22 protein-coding genes and 1 riboswitch are annotated in these 26768 nt (G+C 74.4%); of the genes, 10 read left to right on the plus strand and 12 right to left on the minus strand.

Translation table 11 applies throughout. From position 1 onward, the window contains the following. Nucleotides 1–27 precede the first annotated feature (27 nt). Entirely contained in the window at nt 28–2274 is a 2247-nt protein-coding gene (locus tag BLW63_RS08900; RefSeq protein ID WP_091153944.1) for a helicase C-terminal domain-containing protein, read from the plus strand. Nucleotides 2275–2478: 204 nt separating this feature from the next. Continuing rightward, nucleotides 2479–4164, plus strand: coding sequence for a DNA repair helicase XPB (locus BLW63_RS08905; protein WP_091153947.1), 1686 nt, complete (start codon nt 2479–2481; stop codon nt 4162–4164). Between the two features lie 692 nt (nt 4165–4856). On the opposite strand, the gene BLW63_RS26085 is transcribed toward BLW63_RS08905, so the two are convergent. After that, nucleotides 4857–5225 carry a hypothetical protein gene (locus tag BLW63_RS26085; protein WP_139263507.1) on the minus strand — a complete coding sequence of 123 codons (369 nt, stop codon included), beginning with the start codon at nt 5223–5225 and terminating at the stop codon, nt 4857–4859. Between the two features lie 172 nt (nt 5226–5397). Here BLW63_RS26085 and BLW63_RS08915 point away from each other — a divergent pair, with 172 nt between their 5' ends. The 3 genes from BLW63_RS08915 (at nt 5398) to BLW63_RS08925 (ending at nt 8048) form a co-directional block, all read left to right on the plus strand. Then, nucleotides 5398–5673 (plus strand): type II toxin-antitoxin system Phd/YefM family antitoxin, encoded by a 276-nt coding sequence (locus BLW63_RS08915; RefSeq protein WP_091153953.1) that lies wholly within the window; start codon nt 5398–5400, stop codon nt 5671–5673. Nucleotides 5674–5833: 160 nt separating this feature from the next. Then, nucleotides 5834–6061, plus strand: a complete 228-nt coding sequence (locus tag BLW63_RS27310) for a PIN domain-containing protein (protein ID WP_091153956.1) — start codon at nt 5834–5836, stop codon at nt 6059–6061. Between the two features lie 196 nt (nt 6062–6257). Then, the gene (locus BLW63_RS08925; protein WP_091153960.1) at nt 6258–8048 is read left to right on the plus strand and encodes a DEAD/DEAH box helicase; all 1791 of its coding nucleotides are present in this window, start codon (nt 6258–6260) and stop codon (nt 8046–8048) included. A 145-nt stretch (nt 8049–8193) separates the two neighbouring features. Here the strand turns inward: BLW63_RS08925 and BLW63_RS08930 are convergent, their stop codons facing one another. The 5 genes from BLW63_RS08930 to BLW63_RS08940 all read right to left on the minus strand — a co-directional run bounded on the left by BLW63_RS08930 (nt 8194) and on the right by BLW63_RS08940 (nt 13427). Beyond that, complete coding sequence (locus BLW63_RS08930; protein WP_211517056.1) at nt 8194–8781, minus strand: serine acetyltransferase; 588 nt, start codon at nt 8779–8781, stop codon at nt 8194–8196. A gap of 35 nt (nt 8782–8816) precedes the next feature. Next, complete coding sequence (locus BLW63_RS28530) at nt 8817–9569, minus strand: helix-turn-helix transcriptional regulator (protein ID WP_280140504.1); 753 nt, start codon at nt 9567–9569, stop codon at nt 8817–8819. Next, the gene (locus BLW63_RS08935; RefSeq protein ID WP_244522454.1) at nt 9466–11787 is read right to left on the minus strand and encodes an ATP-binding protein; all 2322 of its coding nucleotides are present in this window, start codon (nt 11785–11787) and stop codon (nt 9466–9468) included. Before BLW63_RS08935 ends, BLW63_RS28530 begins: the two co-directional genes overlap by 104 nt. Nucleotides 11788–11872: 85 nt before the next feature. Then, nucleotides 11873–12007, minus strand: coding sequence for a hypothetical protein (locus tag BLW63_RS28535; RefSeq protein WP_280140505.1), 135 nt, complete (start codon nt 12005–12007; stop codon nt 11873–11875). A gap of 115 nt (nt 12008–12122) precedes the next feature. Continuing rightward, on the minus strand, nt 12123–13427 hold the full coding sequence (locus BLW63_RS08940) for an MFS transporter (protein ID WP_091153963.1): 1305 nt from the start codon (nt 13425–13427) through the stop codon (nt 12123–12125). Between the two features lie 304 nt (nt 13428–13731). Between BLW63_RS08940 and BLW63_RS08945 the strand changes: the two genes are divergently transcribed. Beyond that, a complete protein-coding gene (locus tag BLW63_RS08945) occupies nt 13732–15003 on the plus strand; it encodes an ArgE/DapE family deacylase (protein WP_091153967.1) in 1272 nt (423 codons plus the stop codon). Beyond that, nucleotides 15000–15629 carry an HD domain-containing protein gene (locus BLW63_RS08950; RefSeq protein WP_091153971.1) on the plus strand — a complete coding sequence of 210 codons (630 nt, stop codon included), beginning with the start codon at nt 15000–15002 and terminating at the stop codon, nt 15627–15629. The genes BLW63_RS08945 and BLW63_RS08950 overlap by 4 nt, the downstream gene beginning before the upstream one ends. On the opposite strand, the gene BLW63_RS08955 is transcribed toward BLW63_RS08950, so the two are convergent. Then, the gene (locus BLW63_RS08955; RefSeq protein ID WP_091153974.1) at nt 15598–15876 is read right to left on the minus strand and encodes a DUF4031 domain-containing protein; all 279 of its coding nucleotides are present in this window, start codon (nt 15874–15876) and stop codon (nt 15598–15600) included. The two genes, BLW63_RS08950 and BLW63_RS08955, sit on opposite strands and share 32 nt — an antisense overlap. Nucleotides 15877–15987: 111 nt before the next feature. Between BLW63_RS08955 and BLW63_RS08960 the strand changes: the two genes are divergently transcribed. Further along, nucleotides 15988–16986 (plus strand): Gfo/Idh/MocA family protein, encoded by a 999-nt coding sequence (locus BLW63_RS08960; RefSeq protein WP_091154823.1) that lies wholly within the window; start codon nt 15988–15990, stop codon nt 16984–16986. A gap of 98 nt (nt 16987–17084) precedes the next feature. On the opposite strand, the gene BLW63_RS08965 is transcribed toward BLW63_RS08960, so the two are convergent. Then, complete coding sequence (locus tag BLW63_RS08965) at nt 17085–17891, minus strand: DUF72 domain-containing protein (protein WP_091153977.1); 807 nt, start codon at nt 17889–17891, stop codon at nt 17085–17087. 315 nt (nt 17892–18206) lie between these two features. Between BLW63_RS08965 and BLW63_RS08970 the strand changes: the two genes are divergently transcribed. After that, complete coding sequence (locus tag BLW63_RS08970; RefSeq protein WP_170856707.1) at nt 18207–20210, plus strand: fibronectin type III domain-containing protein; 2004 nt, start codon at nt 18207–18209, stop codon at nt 20208–20210. Between the two features lie 102 nt (nt 20211–20312). Next, entirely contained in the window at nt 20313–21749 is a 1437-nt protein-coding gene (locus BLW63_RS08975; protein ID WP_244522455.1) for a glucose-6-phosphate dehydrogenase, read from the plus strand. Between the two features lie 192 nt (nt 21750–21941). On the opposite strand, the gene groL is transcribed toward BLW63_RS08975, so the two are convergent. From groL to thrC, 4 genes are all read right to left on the minus strand, one after another. Further along, nucleotides 21942–23570: a chaperonin GroEL gene (groL, locus tag BLW63_RS08980; protein ID WP_091153984.1), complete on the minus strand. Its 1629-nt coding sequence runs from the start codon at nt 23568–23570 to the stop codon at nt 21942–21944. Between the two features lie 224 nt (nt 23571–23794). After that, on the minus strand, nt 23795–24670 hold the full coding sequence (locus BLW63_RS08985) for an SDR family NAD(P)-dependent oxidoreductase (RefSeq protein WP_091153988.1): 876 nt from the start codon (nt 24668–24670) through the stop codon (nt 23795–23797). A gap of 225 nt (nt 24671–24895) precedes the next feature. Next, entirely contained in the window at nt 24896–25096 is a 201-nt protein-coding gene (locus BLW63_RS08990; RefSeq protein ID WP_091109274.1) for a cold-shock protein, read from the minus strand. Between the two features lie 205 nt (nt 25097–25301). Beyond that, nucleotides 25302–26603, minus strand: coding sequence for a threonine synthase (thrC, locus tag BLW63_RS08995; RefSeq protein WP_211517057.1), 1302 nt, complete (start codon nt 26601–26603; stop codon nt 25302–25304). A 12-nt stretch (nt 26604–26615) separates the two neighbouring features. Beyond that, a riboswitch (SAM riboswitch) is annotated at nt 26616–26746 on the minus strand. Nucleotides 26747–26768: the final 22 nt, after the last annotated feature.

A 26768-nucleotide genomic window follows, 5' to 3' on the forward strand; every position in this document is an offset into this window, starting at 1 on the left:
CCCGGACGGCGTCGTAACGTGGACCGGATGTCCTCGCCAGCCCCCGCGACGCTCGCCTCCTGGCTGCGCACCCGCAGCGACGAGCAGCTCGCTGCGCTGCTGGCCGCCCGGCCCGACGTGGCCCGCCCCGCGCCGTCCGACGTCGTCGCCCTCGCCAGCCGGCTGGCCGTGCCCGTGTCGGTCGACCGCGCCCTCGACGAGCTCGACGCCGCCACCCTGCAGGTGCTCGACGTGGTGCTGCTCGCCGACACCGGCGGCGTCGACGCCGCCGACCTGCCCGCCGCGCTTCCTGCGGTGCCCGACGACGTGCTCGAGGCCGCCGTCGACCGGCTCACCACCCGCGCGCTGCTGTGGGGGGACGACGTGCTGCACGCCCCCGAGCCGGTGCGCCGCGCCGTCCGCCACCCGGCCGGCCTGGGACGGCGGGCGGGTGAGCTGCGGCTGACCCTGCCGGCGGACCTGCCGAAGGCGCTGGCCGAGCTGCCGGCCGAGGAGTACCTCGTGCTCGAGCGGCTGGCCGGCGAACGGCCGGTGGGCCACCTCCCGGACGCCGACGGGCGCGCCGACTCCCCCGCCCGCCGGCTGCTGCAGCGCGGGCTGCTGGCCCGCATCGACGCGCTGAACGTCGAGCTGCCCCGCGAGATCGGGCTGCAGCTGCGTGGCAGCCTGCCGTTTGGCCCGCCGCGGGTGCGCCCCGAGCCGGCCGTCGTGGAGCGCGACCCGGCCGTCGTCGACCGGCAGGCCGCCGGGGCCGCGATGGAGGCGATCGGGCGGGTCGGGGAGCTGCTGACGCTGCTCGAGGAGGAGCCGGCCGGGCTGCTGCGCAGCGGCGGCATCGGCGTCCGCGACCAGAAGCGGCTGGCCCGCGCCCTGCACGTCCCCGAGCCCGAGGCCGGCTGGCTGCTCGAGCTGGCGCACGCGGCCGGCCTGCTCGACGTCGGCGGCCCGCACCGCGACGAGTGGCTGCCCACGCGCGCGTTCGACCTGTGGCGCGAGCAGGAGCTGCCCGACCGGTGGGCGACGCTGGCCGCCGGCTGGCTGGCCGCCGTCCGGCTGCCCTCGCTCGCCGGGCAGCGCGACGTCTCCGGCAAGGCGGTCAACGCGCTCTCCCCCGACCTGGTGCGGCACACCGCGCCGGCAATCCGCCGCTCGGCGCTGGCCGCGCTGGCGGAGTACCGGCCCGGCCGCGGCGTGGCCGCCGACGACCTGGTCGCGCTGCTGCGCTGGCGCACCCCGCGGCGGGCCGACCGGCTCGCCCCGGTGCCCGACCTGCTGGCCGAGGCCGCGCGGCTGGGCGTCGTCGTCGGCGGGGTGCTCTCCGGCGGCGGGCGCGGGCTGATGGCCACCGGGGAGGACGGCGCCGCCGACGCGATGCGCGGGCTGCTGCCCGACCCGGTCGACCACGTGCTGGCCCAGCCCGACCTGTCGCTGGTGGCGCCCGGCCCGCTGGTCGCCGAGCTCGCCGACACCCTCGCCGTCGTCGCCGACGTCGAGTCCTCGGGCGGGGCGACGGTCTTCCGGGTGTCGGAGGGCAGCGTGCGCCGCGCCCTGGACGCCGGCTGGTCGGCCACCGACCTGCACGAGTTCTTCGCCCGCGCCTCCCGGACCCCGGTCCCCCAGGCTCTCGACTACCTGGTGGACGACGTCGCCCGCCAGCACGGCCGGCTGCGGGTGGGCGCGATCGAGAGCTACGTGCGCTCCGACGACCACGGGCTGCTCTCGCAGGTGCTCAACGACCGGCGCACGGCGTCGGCCGAGCTGCGGCGGCTGGCCCCCGGGGTGCTGGTCAGCGGGCTGGGCGCCGACGAGGTGCTGACGGTGCTGCGCGAGGCGGGCTACGCCCCGGCCGGCGAGTCGCCCGGCGGCACCGTGCTCACCCGCCCGCCGGCCCGGCCGCGCGCCGCGGGCCGCCGTCCCGGCGGGTCGGCCCCGCAGGCGCCGCGGCCGCTGACCTGCGACGAGCTGGCCGCCACGGTGCGGGAGATCCGGGCCGGAGACGCCGCCCTGGCCGCCCGCCGCGGGGAGGCGGTGCGGCAGGTCCCCGGGGTCACCACGGCCGGGACGCTGGAGCTGCTGTCGCGGGCGGTACGCGAGGGCGTGCCGGTGTGGTTGGGCTACGTCGACGCCCAGGGCAGCGGCAGCCAGCGCGTCGTCCAGCCGGTGTCGCTGGCCGGCGGCTTCCTGCAGGGCTACGACGAGCGCCGCCGGGAGAGCCGCACCTTCGCCGTCCACCGGATCACCTCAGTGGCGCTGGTGGAGGACGACGCCGGCTGAGGGCTCGAGCCGCGCGACCGCCGGAGGTCGCGCCGGCCGGTGTGCACGCGGTGTGGTCTCGCTGGCCCGGGAGACCACCGCCGGCGCACAGCCGGGCACGGGACCGGTGTGGCCGGCGGTCGGGGAAGGACCTGTCGTCCGCCGTGGTTACCGTGTCGGAGGCCCGCGTGGCCGCCGTCCCCCTCCCCCTGCCGAGAGGTACCCGTGTCTGACGGCCCCCTGATCGTCCAGTCGGACAAGACGCTGCTGCTCGAGGTCGACCACCCCGCCGCCCGCGACTGCCGCGCGGCGATCGCGCCGTTCGCGGAGCTAGAGCGCTCGCCCGAGCACGTGCACACCTACCGCGTGACGCCGCTGGCGCTGTGGAACGCGCGCGCCGCCGGGCACGACGCCGAGCAGGTCGTCGACGCGCTGGTCCGCCACTCGCGCTACCCGGTGCCGCACGCGCTGCTGGTCGACATCGCCGACACGATGGACCGCTTCGGCCGGCTGACCCTGCAGAACGACCCGGTGCACGGGCTGGTGCTCACCAGCTCCGACCGGGCGGTGCTGGAGGAGGTCAGCCGCAGCAAGAAGGTCGCCTCGATGCTGGGCGTGCGGATCGACGACGACACGGTCGTCGTCCACCCCTCGGAGCGGGGCCGGCTCAAGCAGGCGCTGCTGAAGGTCGGCTGGCCGGCCGAGGACCTCGCCGGCTACGTCGACGGTCAGGCGCACCCGATCGAGCTCGACCAGTCGAACTGGCACCTGCGCGACTACCAGCAGGAGGCCGTCGAGGGCTTCTGGGCCGGCGGCTCCGGCGTCGTCGTGCTGCCCTGTGGTGCCGGCAAGACGCTCGTCGGCGCCGCGGCGATGGCCGAGGCGAAGGCGACGACGCTGATCCTGGTGACCAACACCGTCGCCGGCCGGCAGTGGAAGCGCGAGCTGATCGCCCGCACCTCGCTGACCGAGGACGAGATCGGCGAGTACTCCGGCGAGCGCAAGGAGATCCGCCCGGTCACCATCGCGACCTACCAGGTGATCACCACCCGCCGGAAGGGCGAGTACCGGCACCTGGACCTGTTCGACGCGCAGGACTGGGGCCTGATCGTCTACGACGAGGTGCACCTGCTGCCCGCGCCGATCTTCCGGCTCACCGCCGACCTGCAGTCGCGTCGCCGGCTGGGGCTCACCGCGACGCTCGTGCGCGAGGACGGCCGCGAGGACGACGTCTTCTCCCTGATCGGCCCGAAGCGCTACGACGCCCCGTGGCGCGACATCGAGGCCCAGGGCTACATCGCGCCGGCCGAGTGCATCGAGGTGCGGGTGTCCCTCGACGACGATGAGCGGATGACCTACGCGGTCGCCGAGCCCGAGGAGCGGTACCGGATCGCCGCGACCGCGACCTCGAAGCTGCCGGTGATCCGCCGGGTGCTCGACCGGCACCCGGACGAGCAGAAGCTGGTCATCGGCGCCTACCTCGACCAGCTCGACGAGCTCGGCCGGGCGCTCGACGCCCCGGTCATCCAGGGCTCGACGACCAACCGGGAGCGGGAGAAGCTCTTCGACGCCTTCCGCGCCGGGGAGGTCAAGACCCTGGTGGTGTCCAAGGTCGCCAACTTCTCGATCGACCTGCCCGAGGCCGCGGTCGCCGTCCAGGTGTCGGGGACGTTCGGCTCACGGCAGGAGGAGGCCCAGCGGCTCGGCCGGGTACTGCGCCCCAAGGCCGACGGCCGGCAGGCGCACTTCTACACCGTGGTCAGCCGCGACACCCTCGACGCCGAGTATGCCGCCCACCGGCAGCGCTTCCTGGCCGAGCAGGGCTACGCGTACACGATCGTCGACGCCGCCGACCTGGCCGGCCCCGGTGAGGTCAACGGCCCCGACTGGGCGGACGAGCCGGCCGACTGAGCGCGGGTGCCGGCGTCTGCAGCAGCGACAGGCGGGGTGGAGTGAGCAAGCGGCCGACGGCGGGCGTTCATTCAGGCCGGATTCCTCTTCCAGAGCCCTGCAACGGCATCGCGCCATGTTCGCGACGCAGCCACCACTGACTGCGACACCTCGCTCCTCTGTCGCAGTTCTCGCAGCCCGTCGCGGACCTGCTGGCGCAACAGGCGATCGCGAGCATCGAGTCTGGCTTGGAATATCAACTCTCCGCGAGAACCGATCAGAGCCGCTGCGAACGTGACCAGCACCAGGACAGTGCCTCCAGTGGCCCATTCGACTCCAACGCCCAGGTACGCGAGCAGTCCCGACGACTGCAGTGCGACAGCCCACCACAAGACAATCGTCACCGTCTGCACGCACAGAAATGAGCGAGATGCTCGACCGAACCAGAGCCAACGCACCCTCTTCTGGACCGGCACGGCAATTCGGCGCCCATCAGCGTCCTTCAGTGAGCCAGTTCCCCACTTCGGCTTCCTGCCCCACTGCAGCGTGGGGCATCTCAGAATGGACGTCGCCGCGCTCTTGAGGATAACCGAGCGATCCTTTCGCTTTCGCTTGTCCAAGAACCGAGCCTGCTCCTCGGCTCCCTGGATCCACTCGACAGTCGGAGCGGACGCCGATTTCTGCTGGCGCTCAACTTCTACGGCCAAAGCCCCCTAGTGGCCCAGGTTCCGCCATTCGTTTCTCTGCCTACCGGCTGCGACAACCGCCATGACGGCCACGACCTCCAAGCCGATCAGTCCAGCAGCCAGGATCAGCCAACCACGGGCCGAGGAGGAACCTTCGCGGTCCAACGCAGTCGTACCGATGTTCGTGACTGCGGATAACACGTAGGCGAACGCTGGAAGAGCCAGCCAGGTGATCGTGGCCTCGCGCACCCTGGCGACCTCAAGCATTCCCATCTGTGGATGCTTGAGGGTCGAGTGACTGCTGACGGTAGCGCTGATCAATCCTCCGACGGACCAGCAAAGGCAAAAAAACGTACCGACCGCAGCTGCTACCAGCAAACTGTCCTGCAGAGTCAAGTAATCTCCTGGGCGCACGCTGTGGCCAACCTCAGCCGACTACGACATCGGCCCGCGACTTCACCCTCGCACCGACTACCGGCACTTCGACCGACCGAGTCTCATGAGGAGGTCGTGAAGCTGGGTGCCGCCCGAAGCAGCATGTAGCACATCCGGTGCCACTGGAGTGGCCATGACCCGCATCGGCGTGCGTGAGCTGCGACAGAACGCCACCCGGTACCTGGCCCTCGTCAAGGCGGGCGAGACGGTCGAGGTGACCGAGCGCGGTGAGCTCGTCGCGGTCCTGTCTCCACCGTCCCCAGCGGTCACCGCACGCGAGCGGCCCATCGCCGAGGGGCGGCTGGTCCCCGCCAGCGCACCCTTCCGCATCCCCGACCGGATCACGCCTCCAGCAGGGGCCCTCAGCGCGTCCGAGGCGCTCGACGAGCAGCGCGCCGAGCGCTCGTGATCGCGCTCGACTCCTCCGCCCTCGTCAAGCTGGTGCTCGACGAGCCGGAGTCGGCAGCACTGGAGACGTGGCTGGACAGTCGGGCCCCACTCTCGGTCACGGCCAGCGCTCTGGTGAGGGTCGAGCTCATCCGCGCCGTGGCCCGAGCCGCCCTGCCGGCGTGGCCCGAGCCCGGACGCTCCTGGCCGGGGTGGACCTGGTCCCGATCACCCAGGGCCTGCTCGCTGCGGCCGCCGACCTCGGCCCGTCGTCCCTGCGCAGCCCGGACGCGCTGCACCTGGCGACGGCCCTGGGCCTCGGGCCGGTGCTGGACGCCTTCGTGGTCTACGACGAGCGACTGGCGCAGGCAGCCACCGACGCGGGACTGCCGGTCGTCGCACCGGCCTGACCCGAGGGGCCACTGGGGTCTGCAGGACGGAACGGCCCGTCCGTCGGGCGAGACGATCGCCACACCGGGCCGCCCGGCGCGACGTCGGCGCAGGTCAGCGCGCTCTCGAGCGGTGCCATACGTCGTCGCGGGCGGCACGCGCGGGAGGCGGCCGGTTGGGCGTGTCTCCTCCGGCGCAGGCAGGATGGCCCTCGACATGGCGAGTGCAGCACGCGCGGAGGCGGTCGCCCCGCAGAGGACCAGCCGACCGCTCCGGGCCTGGCAGCAGGCCGCGCTGGAGCAGTACGAGCAGGCCGCCCCGAAGGACTTCCTGGTCACCGCGACCCCCGGCGCGGGCAAGACGACCTTCGCCCTGACCCTGGCCGCGCGGCTGCTGCAGCGGCGCGAGGTCGCCCGCGTGGTCGTCGTCTGCCCGACCGACCACCTGCGCCTGCAGTGGGCCGAGGCCGCCGACCGGATGGGCATCGTCCTCGACCCGAACCTGACCAACGCCGTCGGCCCGGTGCGCGCCGGCACGCAGGGCTACGTGACCACGTACGCGCAGGTCGCGGGCAAGCCGATGCTGCACGCCGCCCGCTCCACCGCGGTCAAGACGCTGGTCGTCCTCGACGAGGTGCACCACGCCGGTGACGGCCTGTCCTGGGGCGAGGCGGTCGAGGAGGCCTACGGCTTCGCCGCGCGCCGGCTGTGCCTGACCGGGACGCCGTTCCGCACCAAGCCCGACGAGCGGATCCCCTTCGTGCGCTACGAGGAGGACACGTTCGAGGGGGACGACGGCGAGGGCGGGATCGGTCTGGTCAGCCGCGCGGACTACACCTACGGCTACAAGGAGGCGCTGGCCGACAGCGTCGTCCGCCCGGTCGTCTTCGCCGCCTACACGGGGACGTCGCGCTGGCGGAACTCCGCCGGCGAGGTCGTCGCCGCCTCGCTGTCCGAGGCCGGCACCCGCTCGGTGGAGATGCAGGCCTGGCGCACCGCGCTGGACCCGAAGGGCCAGTGGGTGCCGCACGTGATCGCGGCCATGGACGACCGGATCACCCACCTGCGCGAGGAGGGCGGCATGCCCGACGCCGCCGGGCTGATCCTCGCCAGCGACCAGGACGACGCCCGCGCCTACGCCAAGATCGTCCGCCGGGTCACCGGCAAGGCGCCCGAGCTGATCCTCTCCGACGACCCCAAGGCCTCGAAGAGGATCGAGCGCTTCGCCACCGGCTCGGCCCGGATCGCCGTCTGCGTGCGGATGATCTCCGAGGGCGTCGACGTCCCGCGGGCCGCCGTCCTGGCGTGGATGACCTCCTACCGGACGCCGCTGTTCTTCGCCCAGGCGGTCGGCCGCGTCGTCCGCGCCCGCGCGTCGCACGAGTCGGCGACGGTCTTCCTCCCCGCCGTCCGGCCGCTGCTGACCCTCGCCGCCTCCATGGAGGAGCAGCGCAACCACGTCATGCCCCCGCCGAAGACGGTGCAGGGCGACGAGCTCGACCTCGAGCCGCTCCCGCCCAAGGAGCGCGAGCCGGTCACGATGAAGCAGTTCGAGGCGCTGGAGGCCGACGCCCGGTTCGCGCACGTGCTGCACAGCGGCACCGCGCACACCGGCGAGGGCCGCTCCGCCGTCCAGCCGCTGGCCGACGAGGAGGAGGACTTCCTCGGCATCCCCGGCCTGCTCACCCCGGAGCAGACGGCGTCCCTGCTCGCCCAGCGCGACGAGGAGCTGCGGCTGCGCATCGCCCAGCGCGTGCACGACGACACCGGCGAGCTGCCCCTCGTCGAGGACCACCCCGACGAGGACGACGCCGGCCGCTCCTGGCGGGACGCCGCCGAGCTGCGCCGGGAGGTCAACCGGCTGGTCGCCCGGGTCGCGGCCAAGACCTCCAGGCCGCACGGGGTGGTGCACACCGAGCTGCGCAAGGCCGTCCCCGGGCCGCCGTCGGCCTCCGCGTCGGTCGACGTGCTCCGCGCCCGCCGCGAGCGCCTCCGCACGATGTTGTAGGGGCATTGCCGGGCTCCGCGCGATCGCGGGTGCTGCAGTGTCGGGCAACGGGCGGCACGTGCCGTCGAGTGAGCGGTTGTGGTCGCTCGACCTGGCGTGTCCGCGCGTGTCGCCGACTGCAACCGCGCAGTCGGCGCCGCGGTCGCTACCGGGCGACGGCGGGCGGGGCGAGCATGACCGCGCCGGGCGGCACGTCCCGGACGACGGTGGCGTTGGCGCCGATGCGGGCGTCGTCCCCCACCGTGACCGGCCCGACGACGACGGCACCGGCTCCGATGCTCACCCGGTCCCCGATGACCGGCTGACCGCGCCCGGTGTGCCCGACGGTGACCTGCTGGTTGACCCGGCAGTCCCGCCCGACGGTGCGCGCGGTCAGCGTGGTCGCGAAGCCGTGCTCGATGAACAGCCCCGGGCCGATCTCCGCGCAGTTCAGGTGCAGCGTGGGCAGCGGCCGGTAGACGAGGCGCAGCAACAGCCGCACCGGCCACGGCAGCGGGGTGAGCCGGTAGTGCACCAGCGAGCGGAACTCCGGGTGCCGGGCGACCAGCCAGCCGAAGCGCGCGCTCTCCGGCAGCCGCTCCAGCTGTGGCCGCTCCAGGCACTGCGCCCACCGCTCGGCGTCCCGGCGGGCGTACGGCCCGGCGGCGCTCCCCTGCACCGCCCACCACAGCGGCCAGGCCCACGCCGTCATCAGCCAGGTGGCCGGGTGGCGCGCGGACTCGACGGCAGGCACGCCGCCACCCTGCCCGAAGCCCCGCCGCGGGTCAGCTACCCGACCGGGCAGGCCCGCGTCAGCCCGGAGCCGGGGTGAGCAGGCCGCGGGCGGCGGCGAGGGCCACGGCCTCGGTCCGCCCGCCCGCCCGCGCCCAGCTTGGCCAGGATCCGGCTGACGTGCACGCTCGCGGTCTTCTCGCTCATGTACAGCTCCGCGCCGATCTGCCGGTTGGTGCGGCCCTGGGCCAGCAGCCGCAGCACCTCGGCCTCCCGCGGGGTGAGGACCGCCGCCGAGTCCGGCACACGCCCGGCCCCGGGCAGCTCCAGCCGGCCCCGCCGGGCCAGGGCGGTGACCGCCGACCGCAGGGGCGCGGCGCCGAGCCGGGTGGCGACCTCGGCGGCCGCCCGCAGCTCCGCGGCGGCGGACGCCCGGTCGCCGGCGGCCAGCAGCGCCTCGGCCAGCCGCCACCGCGACCGGGCCTGCTCGTAGACGTGCCCGTAGCCGAACGCGTGCACCGCGGACCGCCACGGCGCCGGATCCGCCCGGCCGGCCAGCCGGGCCGCCTCGGCCTCGATCCGCGCCTGCCAGGCGGCCGCCTCCACGCCGAACGACCCGACGTGGCGCAGCCGGTCCGCGACGGCGGCCCGGGCCTCGGCGACCAGGTCCTCCCCCGCGCCGACCCAGCGCCGCACCGCGGCCTCGTCACCCTGCAGCCGGGCGGCCGCGGCGGCGTCGCCGACCGGGGCCAGCGCCATCGCGACCAGCCGGAGGACGGCCAGCCGGTCGACGTCCCAGTACGTCCGCACCTGCTGCACGGCCTCGCGTGCCCGCGCCACCGCGGTCCCGGCGTCCCCGGCCCAGGCGGCCAGGTCGATCTGCGCCCCGGCGGTCGCCAGCAGCAGCAGGACGTGCGCGTCCAGGTGGGCAGCCAGCCCGCGCGCCCAGACCACCCGTTCGGCTGCCGTCGGGGCGCCGCGCCCGACCAGAACCAGCAGGCCGGCCGCGCACGTGGGCCGCCATCGGCGGCACCCGCGCCAGCGCCTCGGCGAGCTCCAGGCTGCCGTCCCAGTCGCCGGACACGTAGCGGGCCGACACGCCCAGGTGGCGCAGCTCGGCGCCGTAGAAGGACCACTCCACGCCGAGTTCGGCCGCGCGCACCAGCGCCTCGTCGACCCAGCGCAGCGTGGCGGCGACGTCCCCGGTCTCGTACGGGACGACGGCGAGGTTGAACAGCACCCGCAGCTCGACGTCAGTGTCGCCCGACCGCCGGGCGCGCACGAGGGCCTCCTCGAGCCGACCGGTCAGGTCGTCGCTGACACCCATCCGGGCCAGCGACACCGCGGTGTCGGCCCAGGCGCTGTCCAGGCCGAGCGCGTCGGCGGCGGCCAGCGCCTCGCGGGCCGCGGCCTCGGCCTCCGCCCGCCGGCCCAGCGACCAGCTGGTGCGCGCGTGGGTGGCGGCGGCCCAGGTGCGCACCACGGACGGCGGGTCGGCCGGCACCAGCCCCAGGGCCCGGGTGCTCTCCCGGTGGGCCGCCGCTTGGTCCTCCACCCCGCTGAGCGCCTGCGCCAGCCGGTAGTGCACTCGCGCCCGCTCGACCGGGTCGCCGTCCGGGCCGAGCAGGTCCAGGGCGGCGCGGACCAGCGCTACCGCCCGCTGCGGTTCCCCGGCGGCCCGGGCGGCGGCCGCGCTGTCGAGCAGCAGGGCCGGCTGGTCCTGCCCGGCGCGGGAGGCCGCGTCGGGTACCGCCGGCCACAGGGCCAGCGCCGCCTCCAGGTGCTGCAGCTGCTCGGCCGGGGCCCCGGCCCGGCACGCCTCGGCCGCCGCCTCCAGTGACGCGGTGAACGCGCCGGCGAGGTCGTTGCTGGCGCGGGCGTGGTGGGCCAGCTCCGCGGCGGTGCCGGCACCCGGCGTGGCGGCGAGGTGGGCGGCCGTCGTGGCGTGCAGCCGCACCCGCTCGCCGGGCAGCAGGTCGGCCAGGATCGCCTCCCGCAGCAGAGCGTGCCGGAAGCGGTAGCGGCCGTCGCCGGAGACCACGAGCAGGTGGTGGTGCACCGCCTCGGCGAGGGCGGCCTCCAGCTCGGCCGGCGGCAGCCCGCTGACGGCGGCGACCAGGTCGTGGCGCACCCGCCGGCCGGCGACCGCGGCCACGCGCAGCACCCGCTGGGCCGCCTCGCCGAGCTGCTCCACCCGGGCCAGCAGCACGTCGGTCAACCCCAGCGGCAGCGTCTCGCCGGCCAGCCCGGCCGCCAGCAGCTCCTCGGCGTAGAAGGCGTTGCCCTCGGCGCGGGCGACGACGTCCTCCACCGTGCGCTCCGGGACGCCGGCGGCCAGCCCGCGCACCAGCGCGCCGACGGCGTCGTCCGGCAGCGGCGCCAGCTCCAGCCGCTCGACTCCCGGCAGCCGCACCAGCTCGGCGAGCAGCGGGCGCAGCGGGTGGCGCCGGTGCAGGTCGTCGGAGCGGTAGGAGGCGACGAGCGCGATCGGCTCGTCGGCCAGCCGGGCCAGCAGGTAGCGCAGCAGGTCGCGGCTGGAGCGGTCGGCCCAGTGCAGGTCCTCGAGCACGACCAGCAGCGGCGTCTCCGCGGCCACCTCGCCGAGCAGCGCCGCCACCGACTCGAACAGCTGCAGCCGCCCGCCGTCCGCGACGGGACGGCGGACCAGCGGGCGGCCGAGGTCGGCGACGTCCCCCGGCGGCGGCTCGGGGACCGCGGGCGCACCACGGCCGGCGAGCAGCTCCGGCAGTCCGGACCCCGCGGCGACCGGGCGCAGCAGGTCCACGAACGGCAGGTAGGGCAGCCCGACGTCGCCGAGGTCGACGCAGTGCCCGGTGAGCACCCGCAGGCCCCGCTCGGCGGCGCGCGCGGCCAGCTCGTCGAGCAGCCGGGTCTTGCCGACGCCCGCGTCACCGGCCAGCAGCACCGCCCCGGCGCGGCCCTCGAGGGCGCGGTCGACCGTGGTCAGCAGCCGGGTGAGCTCCGCGTCCCGGCCCACCAGCGGTCGGTCGTCGTCCCACTGCGCCACGGCGCCGATCGTGGCAGACGGACCCCCTTGCCCCCACCGCTCGCAGGCTCGCGGCGGGCCCCTCCAAGGAGGCCGGGGTCCTCTCTCAGCCCACCCACCGCGTCCAGCGGGAGGTGGCCCGGCCCGGGCGCCGGGTGCGGGTACCGCGACCGAGCTGCTGCAGCACCTCGCGGCGGTAGGCGAGCTCTGCCTCGAGTCCGGGGTTGGGGTAGGTGTTCACGGCCGTCTCCTGTCATCGGTGTCGATGACGGTCGTGCTGAGGCCCCGCTCCCGGCATCGGCCGGCCAGGCAGACCCCGGGTGCGCGGACCGGTGCTGAGGCCCCTCAGCCGGGCCTCAGCGCAGCTCGGTGCCCTTGGTCTCCCGCAAGGTCAGGATCACGGCGAACGCGAGGGCCGCGGCGATGGCCACGTACCAGAAGAACCACAGTGGCCGGTCGTTGTTCGACAGCCAGGTGATCACCAACGGGGCCGTGCCGCCGAACGTGGCGACCGTCAGGTTGTACCAGGCCCCGATACCCGTCGCGCGCAGCTCCGTGGGGAACAGCTCGCTCATGATCGCGGGCGCGATCGACGCCATCAGCGCGTAGAGCCCGAGCCCCGTGCAGAAGACGACGATCAGCGAGAACAGGTTGTCCCGCACCAGGAACGACAGCGGCACGATGAGCACCGCCATCGCACCGGACCAGAGGAGCAGCTGCGGCTTGCGGCCGATCCGGTCCGACAGCGCCCCGAACGGGAAGCACAGTGCCACGAACAGCGCGGTGCCGATCGACAGGGCGATGAAGACGTCGGTCTTGTCCGCGTCTCGGAAGGTGATGGCGAACGGGGTGAGGGCGCTGAAGAACGTGTAGTAGGACAGCGTCGACAAGAGCGTGAAGGCGCACAGCTGCACGACGGCCTTGGGGTGGTACTTGATGGTTTGCAGCAGTGGGTGCTTGGTGTTGCGCGCCTTCTCGGCGTTCTCCTCGAACTGCTCGGTCTCCACCAGCGACCGGCGCAGCCACATGCCGATGAAGCCGAGCAGACCGCCGATGAAGAACGCGATGCGCCAGCCGTAGCTCTGCAGCTGGTCCTCGCTGAGAACACTGGTGAGCAGGACGCCGAGCAGGGACGCGGCGAGCAGCGCCGAGCCGGTGGAGATGTAGAAGAACGACGAGTAGCGGCCGCGGTGGGCCGGCGGGGCGATCTCCCCCAGGTAGGCCGAGGCGTTGGAGACCTCACCGCCGAGGGACATGCCCTGCGCGACGCGGGCGAGCAGCAGCAGGACCGGCGCCAGCCAGCCCACCTGCTCGTACGTGGGCAGGATCGCGATCACCATCGAGCCACCCGCCATCAGCAGGATGGTCAGCAGCATCCCGGCCTTGCGGCCGCGCAGGTCGGCGAACCGGCCGAGCAGGATGCCGCCCAACGGCCGGAAGAAGAAGGCCAGCGCGTACGTCGACGTCGCCCCGATCAGCGCCAGGGCCTGGTTCTCGGCCGGGAAGAACTGGCCGGCGAAGAAGACGACGAACGTCGCGTAGACCGTCCAGTCGAACCACTCGACGGCGTTGCCGATGCTCGCCGAGACGAGCGTCTTGACCGGTAGCCGGTGCCGCTCGTCGGTCGTCGTGCCGGGACCCTGCTGCACTGCGCCTGCCATGGGAACCCCACCGATCGCCCGGTTTGCTGGACGGCATCGACCGTAAGGGGCTCGCGGGACGACGGCACGCCGAAAGGGAGGCCGGGGTCCGGACCGGGCGACGGCCGCCTCGCGGCGAGATGCACAACGCGGCTCCAGGCCCCCGACCGAGGTCGGGGCGGTAGTCCGTGAAGGCGTAACCAAATGGCACCCGGGGGCACGATGCACCCGGCCCGGACACCTCCGACGCTACCCCGCCGGAACGCCGTCACACGGGCCGGGGCGGGTGACTTCGGCCCCTCCGAGCCCGTGCCAGACTCCGCCCGTGGCTGACCTGTCCGCTGCCGAGGCGCGTGTGCTGTCCGCCGTCGACGAGGCCTGGGCGATCTCCCGGCTGCGCGACCTGGTGGCCGTCCCCTCGGTCGGCGGCACCCCGGCCGAGTCGGAGGTCCAGCACCTGGTCGGCGACTGGCTGGAGGAGCTCGGGTGCGCCGTCGACCGGTGGGAGGTCGACCTCGCCGCCGCGGCCACGGCGCCGGACGCGCCCGGCCAGGAGGTCGAGCGCAGCGAGGCGTGGGGCGTCGTCGGCACCGCCTGCGCGGCCGGGGAGGGGACCCCGGCGCTCGTCTGCTCCGGCCACACCGACGTCGTCCCGGCCGGGGACCGCACGCTGTGGCCGGCTGACCCGTTCGACCCCCGCATCGCCGGCGGCGCCGTGCACGGCCGCGGGTCCTGCGACATGAAGGCCGGGGTGGTGGCCGCCCTCGCCGCGCTGGCCGCCGTCCGGACGGCGGGGGTGCGGCTGGCCCGGCCGGTCGCGGTGCACGCCGTCGTCGGCGAGGAGGACGGCGGCCTCGGCGCCTGGGCGACCCTGCGACGCGGGCACCGTGGCGACGTGTGCGTCATCCCCGAGCCGACCGCCGGTGCGGTCGTCACCGCCAACGCAGGCGCGCTCACCTTCCGGCTCGAGGTCCCCGGGCACGCGGCGCACGCGGCCCACCGCGACCGCGGGGTCAGCGCCATCGAGCTCTTCGCCGGGGTGCACGCCGGGCTGCGCGCGTTCGAGGCGGAGCGGCAGCAGGGCGCCGACCCACGCTTCGGCGACGCCCCCTACCCGTACGGCATCAACATCGGGCAGGTGCGGGCCGGGGACTGGGCCAGCTCGGTGCCCGACCGGCTGGTCGCCGACGGCCGCTACGGGGTGCGGCTCGGCGAGGATGTCGCCGAGGCCAGGACGGCGTTCGAGCGCCGGCTGGCCGCGATCTGCGCGGCCGACCCCTGGCTGGCCGAGCACCCGGTGCGGCTCACCTGGACCGGCGGCGCCTTCGCCAGCGGCTCGCTCCCCGAGGGGCACCCGCTGCTGCCGACCGTCCAGCGCGCGGTCGCCGACGCCGGCGCCGGGGTGCCGCCCGAGCGGGCGATCCCCGCAGGCAGCGACCTGCGGCTCTACGCGGCGGCGGGGGTGCCCACGCTGCACTACGGTCCCGGCGACCTGCACCTGGCCCACGGGCCCTTGGAGCGGGTGCCGGTCGACGAGCTCGTCACCGCGGCCCGCGCCTTGGCGCTCCTCACGCTGCGCACCTGCGGGATGGCATGACCCTCGTGGGCTTCGAGGCCTGGGCGGAGCTGGCCGGCGACTCCCCGACCTCCCGCACCGAGTGGGCCGCCGTCGTCGCGGCGTGGGGCGAGCCGCACCGCCGCTACCACGACCTGGCCCATCTGGCCGCCGTCCTCGGGCTGGTCGGGGAGCTGGCCGGCGCCGCGACCGACCCCGACGCGGTGCGGCTGGCCGCCTGGTACCACGACGTCGTCTACGACCCCCGCCGCGGCGACAACGAGGCGGTCAGCGCCGAGCGGGCGCGCGCCGGCCTGCGCGGGCTGGTGCCGGCCGGCCGGGTCGAGGAGGTGGCCCGGCTGGTGCTGCTCACCGCGGGGCACGACCCGGCTCCGGGCGACGCGAACGGCGCCGTCCTCTGCGACGCCGACCTCGCGGTGCTCGCCGGGCCGCCCGAGGCCTACGCCGCCTACGCCTCGGCGGTGCGCGAGGAGTACGGGCACCTCTCCGACGCCGAGTTCACCGCGGGCCGCACCGCCGTCCTCGAGCACCTGCTGGCCCTCCCGGCGCTGTACCGGCTGCCGGCCGTCGCCGCCGAGTGGACGCCGCGGGCGCGGGCCAACCTCGCCGCCGAGCTCAGCCTGCTACGGCGCCGTGCCTCTTCTTGAGCCGCAGCCCCGCCCCCATCAGCCGGGCGAGCAGTTCCCGTCCGCCCACCGGCTCGGCGCCGGCGGCCACCGCCACCTCGTAGAGCTCGTCGGGGACGTCGTAGTGGTCGCCCTGGAACGCCCGCCGCGGGATGCCGAGCTCGGTGGCGACGAAGGCGTGCAGCTCCTCGTAGGAGACGTCGCTGACCAGGTGCGACCAGCGCCGGCCGCGCCAGGGCCACACCGGGGGGTCGATCAGCACCGCCACGGCACCTCCTCGCTGCGCTCGTCGGTCCCGTGCCGGCCGCGCTCTGCCCATGCACGACCTCGCAAGCTCGGCCGTGACCGACAGTGTGCCCCGCGCACTACCGTGCTGCCGGTGAACGAGGAGATCCGCTGGGGCGTCGTCGGGCCGGGCCGCATCGCCGAGAACGTGATGGCCGACTTCGCGCACGTGCCCGCCGCCCGGCCGGTCGCGGTCGGCTCCCGGTCGGCGCGGCGCGCGGCGGCCTTCGCCGAGCGGCACGGGCTCGAACGGGCATACGGCTCCTACGCCGACCTGCTGGCGGACCCGGACGTCGACGTGCTGTACGTGGCCACGCCGCACCCGCAGCACCACGCGGTCGCCCTCGCCGCGATCGACGCCGGCAAGGCGCTCCTGGTCGAGAAGTCCTTCACCGCCACCACCGCGGGGGCGCGCCACGTGGTCGAGCGGGCCCGGGAGCGCGGCGTCTTCGTCATGGAGGCGATGTGGACCCGCTTCCAGCCGGCCGTCGTCCGGCTGCGGGAGCTGGTCGCCGACGGCGCGATCGGGGAGGTCCGCTCGGTGCAGGCGGACCTGGGCGTCGCGCGCGAGTACGACCCGACCGACCGGCTGTTCGCGCACGACCTCGGCGGCGGCGCGCTGCTCGACCTCGGCGTCTACGTCGTCTCGTTCGCCCAGATGGTCCTGGGCGACCCGGACACCGTCGCCGCCACCGGCTCGCGCTTCCCCACCGGCGTCGACGCCGACGCCGCGCTGCTGCTCGGGTACGCCGACGGCCGGTCGGCGACGCTGACCACCTCGCTGCGGTACCCGACGCCGGGGCAGGCGCGGGTGTTCGGCACCGCCGGCTGGATCGACGTCCTGCCCCGCTTCCACCACCCGGAGACCATCGTGCTGCACCGCGCCGGCGCCGAGCCCGAGGAGATCACGCTGCCGCCGACGGGCACCGGCTACAGCCACGAGCTCGCCGAGGTGACCGAGTGCGTGCGGGCCGGACGGACGGAGAGCGCCGTCATGCCGCTGGCCGACACCCTGGCCGTCCAGTCGGTGCTCGGCCGGGCCGGCGACCAGCTCGGACTGGCGTTCCGGGAGGACCCGCACGTGCTGCGGTGACGCCACCCGGACGGGTGGTCCGCCTCAAGCCGCCGCGGGGTGTGCCACAGGACCGCAAGGCCGCCGAGCGCGAGGCCGAGCCCAGTCCGGCGACGGTGTCACGGCGCCCCGGCCTGCGGCGTCCCCGGCGGCGCCCAGGCCCGTCCGGTGGCCTGGGCGGCGGTGGGCACGCGGGTCGGCGTCCGCCCGGTGCGGCGGACCGCCTCGGCGAAGACGACGGCGTCGGTGACGGCGGCGCCGCCGGGGTCGTTGTTGAAGTACACGAGGACGTCGGAGTCGCCGTAGGTCTCCGCCAACCGCTCGGCCCACACCTGCAGGGTCTCCGGCCGGTAGGCCCAGCCATCCGCACCGGTGTGCAGGCGCAGGTAGCCCCAGCCCGCGGTGCGCCACAGCGGCGCGACTGGCTGCTCGCCGCGGTCGGCCCAGCACAGCGCCGCGCCGTAGCGCTCGAGCAGTGCGCGGACCTCGTCGGTCCACCAGGAGTCGTGCCGCGGCTCGACGGCGACGCGTACGCCGGCCGGGAACTGCGCCAGGCACTCGCGCAGCAGGTCGACGTCGGCTCTCAGCGTGGGCGGCAGCTGCAGCAGGACGGCGTCGAGCCGGTCGCCGAGGCCGGCCACCCGCTCCACCAGCCGGCCGACCGGTTCCTCGGGGTCGCGCAGCCGCTTGACGTGGGTGAGGAACCGGCTGGCCTTCACCGCCCAGCGGTAGTCGGCGGGCGTCCGCTCCCGCCAGGCCTCGAAGGTGCTCCGCTCCGGGAGCCGGTAGAAGGCGTTGTTGCTCTCGACGGTGGCGAAGTGCTGCGCGTGGTGCTCCAGCCACAGCCGCTGCGGGAGCCGCTGCGGGTAGAAGCGGCCGCGCCAGTCGCGGTACTGCCAGCCCGACGTCCCGATGACCACCGCCACGACCAGCGCCTACCCGGCCCGGCCGCAGCCGACGCGGTCGGCCGCCACCGCCCCCGGATTGGGGGGATCCGCTCCCCCTCCGCTCGGCTGCCGGGCACCGCTCCGCACGACGACTGTGGCTCCCACGAGACCGGCCCACGGTGGTGTGGGCACGGCGCGACTGCGGAGTAGGCGATGACCAGGACACGACCGACCCAGCACGGCGGTCGCGGGGGTGGGCACGGAGCTGTCGGTGCCCCCGCGTCGCGAACGTCCCGATCCCCCAAGCGGCTGATCGCCGGCGGCCTGGCGGCCGTCACGGCCACCGGTGCGCTGGTGACCTTCGGGAGCATGGCCCAGGCCGGCACCCCTCCGACCGGGCCCGGCAACATCGAGATCTTCAACAAGCGGAGCATGGTCGCCCTCGAGGGCTACGCCGCCCAGGCCGGGCAGGAGGCCACGGTCGAGGTGCTCCGAGGCGACCGGACGATCGGCATCGGGGTGGGGACGCTGGACGCCACCGGCTTCCTGGAGTTCAACCACCCCGGCGGCGAGTGCTGGATCGGGGTGACCCCCACCATCAAGCCGGGTGACGAGGTCAGGGTGTCGTTCAGCGGAGAGGCCTTCACGGACTCCGCGATCACGGCCTCCCCCACGGTCACCGAGGTCGTCGGCAGTGGCTTCGTGCCGGACGGTGCCGTGCAGCCCGAGGGGTCGCTCCGGGTCTCCGGTACCGGCACGGTCACGATCAAGGGCACCTACGACCCCGCCGACCCGTGGTTCGACCCCGCGCGGTTCGTGATCGAGACGGTCAACCCGGACAACAGGGACGACAAGACGCCGCCCGGCCAGGACCCGGGGCTGGTGGACGCCCGGGCCATGGGGATCACCCTGGTGCCGGATGCGGAGCACCCGAACGGCGAGCCGGGGCTGTGGGACGCCGAGGCCACGATCGACCCGGCGACGGGCACGTGGTCGGGGACCTACACGCTCTACACCCAGGCCGACTACGACCGCACGCTCGACGGCGACCACGTCGCCGCGGCATGGATGGCGGGCGAGGAGCCGGCGCTCGGCCTGACCCAGAACGAGTTCGAGGAGATCCCCGGCCCGGGGATGGGCGGGTGCCCGCCGAGCCCGGACGGCCAGGTGCCGACGGCGCCGTCGACGGCCCAGCTGTCGTCCGCCACGGGCTCGACCTCGGTGGAGGTCGCCTGGGAGACGCCGGCCCAGCCCGCCGACGCCTCTGAGGTCACCGGCTACCGGGTGGCGGCGATCGGTGGTGCGCACGCCGAGCAGGAGACCGCCGAGCGCACCGGCGGTACCAGCGTCTCCCTCGACGGCCTGGAGGCCGGTGCCACCTACGAGATCATGATCGAGGCCTACAACGGCCGGTGGTCGGCTGCGCAGTCGCTCGGGACGGTGGTCGTCGGCTCCGGGACCGGTGGCACCACGCCGCCGGGCGACGGGACCGACCCGGGCACCGACCCGACCGCACTCCCTGCAGCTCCGGCCGGCCTGACCGCGACCAGCGCGTCGCTCGACAGCGCCGACGTGAGCTGGGCGGCCACCGCCGGCGCGACCAGCTACACGGTCACAGCCTCCTCGGAGGACCCGGCCGCCCTCGTGCCCGCTCCGGTCACGGTGACGGCCCCGGCCGCCACGCTCACCGGACTCACCTCGGGCGCGGCCTACACGGTCTCGGTGACGGCCGCGAACGCCAACGGCGAGGGCCCGGCCTCCACGGCCACGGTCTCGACCCTGACGGCGGTGGCCCCCGCGGCGTTCGACCTGACCAGGGTCATCCCCGGTCACGAGAGCATCACCGCGGAGTGGACGGCGGCGGCGGCCGGCAACGCGGCCAGCCCGGTGTCCGGATACGAGCTGGTCGCGACTCCGGCCGATGGTCAGGCCGCGGTCACCTTCGCGGCGACCGGCACCGCCGGCACCGTGAGCGGGCTCCGGAACGGCGTGGAGTACGCGCTCACAGTGGTCGCCAAGAGCGGCTCGGCGACCACCACGGCCCGGGTGCCCGCGACCGTCGACAACACGGTCACGCCGACCGACGTCGTCACGGTCACCCGGGCGCAGTACCGGGCCGACAAGCGGGAGTACCGGATCCAGGGCACCGCGCAGGACACGACGGCGAACCGGGTGCACCTCCGACTCGGTGACGTCGCGGGATCGGGCACGACCATCCAGCTCAACGTGCCGGTGCAGGCCGACGGCACCTGGGCGGTCGACCTCCGGAACGGTCCGGCGCTGCCGACCAACAACCGGTTCAACGTGACCTCCGACTCGGGCGCCAGCACGGTCGCCGTGATGACGCGGTCCCGCTGATCCGGCCAGCACACCCGTCGGGGCAGCACCCGGGCCCCGACACCTCCTGAACACACCGAGGGCCCGTTCCCGTACGCGGGGGCGGGCCCTCGGCGTGCACGCGTGACGGCGCGCCCGTGCGGGCACACCGACCACGTGACCGACCTGCCACCGACCGTCTTCGTGCTCTTCGGCGCCACGGGCGACCTGGCCCGCCGGATGGTGCTGCCGGCCTTCTTCGAGCTCGCCCAGCGCGGCCTGCTGCCGCAGGACTGGCGGCTGGTCGGCAACGGCCGCGGCGACGTCTCCCACGAGGACTTCGCCGGGCGGGTCCGCGACGCGCTCACCGAGTTCGGCCCGCACCCCGACCAGGGGCCGTGGGAGGAGTTCGCCGCGCGGCTGCGCTTCGCCGGCGGCGGCTTCGAGGAGTCCGACCCCGGCAGCCTGCTCGACGTCCTCGGCGAGGCGCGCGAGGAGCTCGGCGGCGACCCCCAGCTGGTGCACTACCTCGCCGTCCCGCCGGCGGCCTTCGAGAAGCTCACCCGGGCGCTGCCGCAGCACGGGCTGACGGAGGGCGCCCGGGTCGTCTACGAGAAGCCCTACGGCACCTCCCCGGAGAGCTTCCGGGAACTCGACGACCTCGTGCTGTCCGTGCTCGACGAGGAGCAGGTCTTCCGGATCGACCACTTCCTGGGCAAGGAGGGCACCCAGGACCTGCACGTGCTGCGCTTCGCCAACGGCCTCTTCGAGCACGTGTGGCACCGCGACCACGTGGTGCAGGTCCAGGTCGATGTCCCGGAGGACCTCGACGTCGCCCAGCGCGCGGAGTTCTACGACGCCACCGGCGCCGCCCTGGACATGCTGGTCACCCACCTGTTCCAGCTGGCCGCCGAGGTCGCGATGGAGCCGCCGGCCAGCTTCTCCCCTGCCGACCTGCAGGAGGCCCGGGAGAGCGTGCTCGCCGCCTTCCGGCCCCTCGACCCCGACGAGGTCGTGCTGGGCCAGTTCGACGGCTACACCGACATCGAGGGCGTCGCCGACGACTCGCAGACCGACACCTACGTGGCCGCCCGGCTGTGGGTCGACACCGACCGCTGGCACGGCGTCCCGTTCGTGCTGCGGACCGGGAAGCTCATGGCTGCGAGCGAGCAGCGCGTGAGCCTGCTGCTGCGCCGTCCGAAGGGCCCGGTCCGCGACACCCCCGGCCACGGCAACGTGCTGTCCCTGTCGCTGTCCGGGTCCGGCGCGGTGGACCTGCAGGTCGTCGCCAAGAAGCCGGGCCCCGACCTCTCCCTCGCCACGGCGACGGCCTCGCTGCAGCTGGCCGACGTCCCCGGAGGGACACCGCTGCCGCCCTACGTGTCGCTGCTGCACGACGTGCTGGTCGGCGACCGGTCGCTGTTCACCAGCAGCGAGGGGCTGGCCTCCGCCTGGCGCGCGTTCGCGCCCCTGCAGCAGCGGCCGCCCCGGGTGCACCGCTACGCGCCCGGCTCCTGGGGCCCGCAGGAGGCCGAGGCCCTGGCCGAGCCGTGCGGCTGGCTGCTCGGCGGGCGGAGCTGACGCCCCGGTGTGCTGCGGTGCGGGCATGGCTCCCTTCCGGCCAGATCGGCGATCTCGCACGCATGCTGGGCTGTATCCGTGCCAGATCGGCGATCTCGCCGGCCGTCGGTGCGCACGAACGCCAACAGGGGCGGCCCGCTCGAGAGCGGACCGCCCCTGCCGGGCAGTGCTGGTGCTACGAGGGAGCTGGACTCAGAAGTCCATGCCGCCCATGCCGCCGTCGCCGCCCGGCATGGCCGGGGCGGCCTTCTCCGGCTTGTCGGCGATGACGGCCTCGGTGGTGAGGAAGAGCGCCGCGATGGAGGCGGCGTTCTGCAGCGCCGAGCGGGTCACCTTGGCGGGGTCGATGATCCCGCTGGCGACGAGGTCCACGTACTCGCCGGTCGCGGCGTTGAGGCCCTGACCGGTCTGCGAGTTGCGCACCTTCTCCGCGACGACGCCGCCTTCGAGGCCGGCGTTGATGGCGATCTGCTTCAGCGGCGCCTCGAGCGCGACGCGCACGATGTTGGCACCGGTGGCCTCGTCACCCTCGAGCTCGAGCTTCTCGAACGCGACGGTGGTGGCCTGCGCCAGGGCGACGCCACCACCGGCGACGATGCCCTCCTCGACGGCGGCCTTGGCGTTGCGCACCGCGTCCTCGATGCGGTGCTTGCGCTCCTTGAGCTCGACCTCGGTCGCGGCACCGGCCTTGATGACGGCGACGCCACCGGCCAGCTTGGCCAGGCGCTCCTGCAGCTTCTCGCGGTCGTAGTCGGAGTCCGACTTCTCGATCTCGGCGCGGATCTGGTTCACCCGGCCGGCGATCTGGTCGCTGTCACCGGCACCCTCGACGATCGTCGTCTCGTCCTTGGTGACGACGACCTTGCGGGCGCGGCCCAGCAGCGAGACGTCGGCGGTGTCGAGCTTGAGGCCGACCTCCTCGCTGATGACCTGGCCACCGGCGAGGATGGCGATGTCGTTCAGCATGGCCTTGCGGCGGTCGCCGAAGCCCGGGGCCTTGACGGCGACGGACTTGAAGGTACCCCGGATCTTGTTGACGACCAGGGTGGCCAGGGCCTCGCCCTCGACGTCCTCGGCGATGATCGCCAGCGGCTTGCCCGACTGCATGACCTTCTCCAGCAGCGGGAGCAGGTCCTTGACCGAGCTGATCTTCGAGTTGACGACGAGCACGTACGGGTCGTCGAGGACGGCCTCCATGCGCTCGGCGTCGGTGACGAAGTAGGGCGAGATGTAGCCCTTGTCGAAGCGCATGCCCTCGGTGAGCTCGAGCTCGAGGCCGAAGGTGTTGCTCTCCTCGACGGTGATGACGCCTTCCTTGCCGACCTTGTCCATCGCCTCGGCGATGAGCTCACCGATGGCGGTGTCGGCGGCGGAGATCGACGCGGTGGCGGCGATCTGCTCCTTGGTCTCGACGTCCTTGGCGGTCGAGAGGAGGTACTCGGTGACCGACTCGACGGCCTTCTCGATGCCCTTCTTCAGGGCCATCGGGTTGGCGCCGGCGGCGACGTTGCGCAGACCCTCGCGGACGAGCGCCTGGGCGAGCACGGTGGCGGTGGTGGTGCCGTCACCCGCGACGTCGTCGGTCTTCTTCGCGACCTCCTTGACGAGCTCGGCGCCGATCTTCTCCCACGGGTCCTCGAGCTCGATCTCCTTGGCGATGCTCACACCATCGTTGGTGATGGTGGGGGCGCCCCACTTCTTCTCGAGGACGACGTTGCGGCCCTTCGGGCCGAGGGTCACCTTGACGGCGTCGGCGAGGGTGTTCATGCCCCGCTCGAGGCCGCGGCGCGCCTCTTCCTCGAAGGCGATCATCTTGGCCATGTGGTGATGTCCTCCATGCATGGATCGCTGCACGGCCGGGACCGGCGCCCGCGACGGACGACACCGGCGGCGCGGGCACTCCGTCGGCCCGCACACCAGTGCCTCACCGTTCCGACCTGATTGGCACTCGGCACTGTCGAGTGCCAACCCGAGTCTGGCACTCGCCCCTGCCGAGTGCAAGAACGGGGGGGGCAGGCGCCCGGGTGTTCCAGGGCGACGCCGCGTCAGCGGGTGTCGCGTCCCGGCGGCACTGCCTGCCCGCCACCCCGGGCACGCCGCGCCTCGCGGCCGGCCGCGGCGGCCGTGACGCCGACCACGAGCGACGGGGACAGCCGCATGAGCCGCCACATCGCCCGGGCCTGACGCGGCGCCACGACCATCGCCCGGTTGCGGTCGACGCCGCGGAGGACGTCGGCGGCCAGCGCGTCGGCGCCGTACAGCCGTCCTCCGCTGAGCCGGGTGATGACGGCCCGGGCGTCGATCGCCTCGATGCTGGGCACCCTCGGCAGGTCGGCGGGCACTCCCTTGTCGAGGATCGGGGTGTCGACGCCGCCGGGGCAGACCACGCTGACCCGGACCCCGCGCGCGGCGCCCTCCGCGCGGAGGCTCAGGGACAGCCCGACCACCGCCCACTTCGTCGTCGCGTAGGGGGCGGACCCCGGCATCGGCAGCAGGCCGGCCAGGGACGCGGTGTTGACGATGTGGCCGTGCCCCTGCCGCAGCATCAGCGGGTAGGCGGCCTGCACGCCGTGCAGCACGCCCCGCAGGTTCACGTCGAGGGTGCGGTCCCAGTGCGCGGGGGTCAGCTCCTCCGTCGCCCCGCCGATCCCCAGGCCGGCGTTGTTGAACAGCAGGTCCAGCCGGCCGTCCCGCTCGGCGGTCCCGGTCACGAGCGTGCGCACCGCGTCCGCGTCTCGCACGTCGACGGCGGCAGCCGTGGCCTCCCCGGGTCCCGTGGCGTCGAGCTGCTCGGCGACGGCCGACGCCGCGTCACCGTCGACGTCGGCGAGGACCACCCGGTCCCCCCGTCGCACCAGCGCCGCGCCGAGGGCGCGGCCGATCCCGGAGGCGCCACCAGTGACGATCGCGATGCGCGGCATGACGGCCTCCCCCGTTCGCGGCGCCGGCCGGCGCCTCCGGGAGCAGCCTCCCGCGGTGACGAGCGCGGGACCACCTCCGGTCACGGCGGACGCGTGGATCGGCTCCGCGTGGCCGGGGACGGCACCTGGCTGCGGTCGTCGTCCGGAGGACGTCGACCGACACAGCCCCGAGGCCCGGCTCCCCTGTCGGGGGACCGGGCCTCGGTGGTTCTGCCGAAGTGGTTCTCAGGCGGTGCGCACGGCGTCGGCCTGCGGACCCTTCTCGCCCTGGACGACCTCGAAGGTGACCCGCTGGCCCTCGTCGAGGCTCTTGTAGCCGTCCATCTGGATGGCCGAGTAGTGGACGAAGACGTCCTGGCCGCCGTCGACGGCGATGAAGCCGAAGCCCTTCTCGGCGTTGAACCACTTCACGGTGCCCTGTGCCACGTGCGCTCCCACGGTCGTGCGTGCGGACGACCTCCCCACCGACCGGGGGGCCGGGTCGAGCTCTTCCGCCCGTCGAACACGAACGTGGAACCGAACCGCGGCAGAACGTACAGCACAAAAGGCCTGGTGAGACCAGACTCACGCACACGGCACACCAGATCGGGGGAGGCGTCCCCGGAACCGGGGGTGCACCCGCCCCAGCGGGTCAGCTGATGAGGCCCGCCGTCCGGACCGACGACAGGGACGGCGACACCCGGTGGGTCGGCCCCACGACCGGCTCCAGCGGGTCGAGGGTCTTCAGCCCCTCGCCGGTGTTGAGGACGACGGTCTCCTTGGCCGGGTCCAGCCGACCGTCCTCGACCAGCTGGCGCAGCACCGCGGTGGTGACGCCGCCGGCGGTCTCGGCGAAGACGCCGGTGGTGCGGGCCAGGTCACGGATGCCCTGCACGATCTGGGCGTCGTCCACCCGGCCGACGGCGCCGCCGGTGCGCCGGATGGCGTCGAGCGCGTAGGGCCCGTCGGCGGGGTTGCCGATGTTCAGCGACTTCGCGATGCCGGTCGGCTTGACCGGCTTGACGACGTCCCAGCCGTTGTCGAAGGCGGTGGCGATCGGGTCGCAGCCGGCGGACTGGGCACCGAAGACCGTCCACTCGGTGGCCTCGACGATGCCGGCCGCGGTCAGCTCGCGGAACGCCTTGTCCACCTTGGTGAGCAGCGAGCCCGAGGCCATCGGGATGACGACCTGGGCCGGGATCCGCCAGCCGAGCTGCTCGGCGATCTCGTAGCCCATCGTCTTGGAGCCCTCGGCGTAGTAGGGCCGGACGTTCTGGTTCACGAAGGCGGTGTCCTCGAACTCGTCGGTCTCGGCGAGCTCGCTGGTCAGCCGGTTGACGTCGTCGTAGGAGCCGTCGACGGCGACCAGCGTCTGCCCGTAGACGGCCGACTGCACGACCTTGCCCGGCTCGAGGTCCGACGGGATGAACACGAACGAGGGCAGGCCGACGCGGGCGGCGTGCGCCGCCACGGAGTTGGCCAGGTTGCCGGTCGAGGCGGCGGCGATCTTCGAGTAGCCCAACCGCTTGGCCGCGGTGGCGGCGAGGCTGACCACGCGGTCCTTGAAGGAGTGCGTGGGGTTGGCCGAGTCGTCCTTGACCCACAGCCCGCCGGTCAGGCCCAGCTCCGCGGCCAGCCGGTCGGCGCGCACCAGCGGGGTCATGCCCGGGTCGAGGGTGACGCGGGCGGCCGGGTCCTGGCCCACGGGCAGCAGTGCGGCGTAGCGCCAGATGTTCTGGGGGCCGGCCTCGATCTGCTCGCGGGTGACCGCGCGCATCAGCTCGGGGTCGTAGTCGACCTCCAGTGGGCCGAAGCACTCGGCGCAGGCGTGCTCGGCGATCAGCCCGAACGTGGCGCCGCAGTTGCGGCAGACGAGCCCGCGCGCCGGGGACGGCGGGACGGGGCCGCCCGCACTCGAGTCGGCCTGGACGGAACCGGGAGCGGTCAGGGTCATGCGACGACTACCTCCTCATCTTCCCCGCGCCGGGCCGTCGAGCCGCGCGGGACGGAATTGGCACCCTTCCGCCGCGCTGACGCGCGGAACGGCGGTTGCCGGGGCTTCGTCGGGCCGTGTCCCTCTGCCCCTCTGGATGAGTGGAACGCCCGGAACTCTACCCAC

It is taken from the genome of Geodermatophilus africanus, from assembly GCF_900107105.1.
In the GTDB taxonomy this organism is placed as follows: Bacteria; Actinomycetota; Actinomycetes; order Mycobacteriales; family Geodermatophilaceae; genus Geodermatophilus; species Geodermatophilus africanus.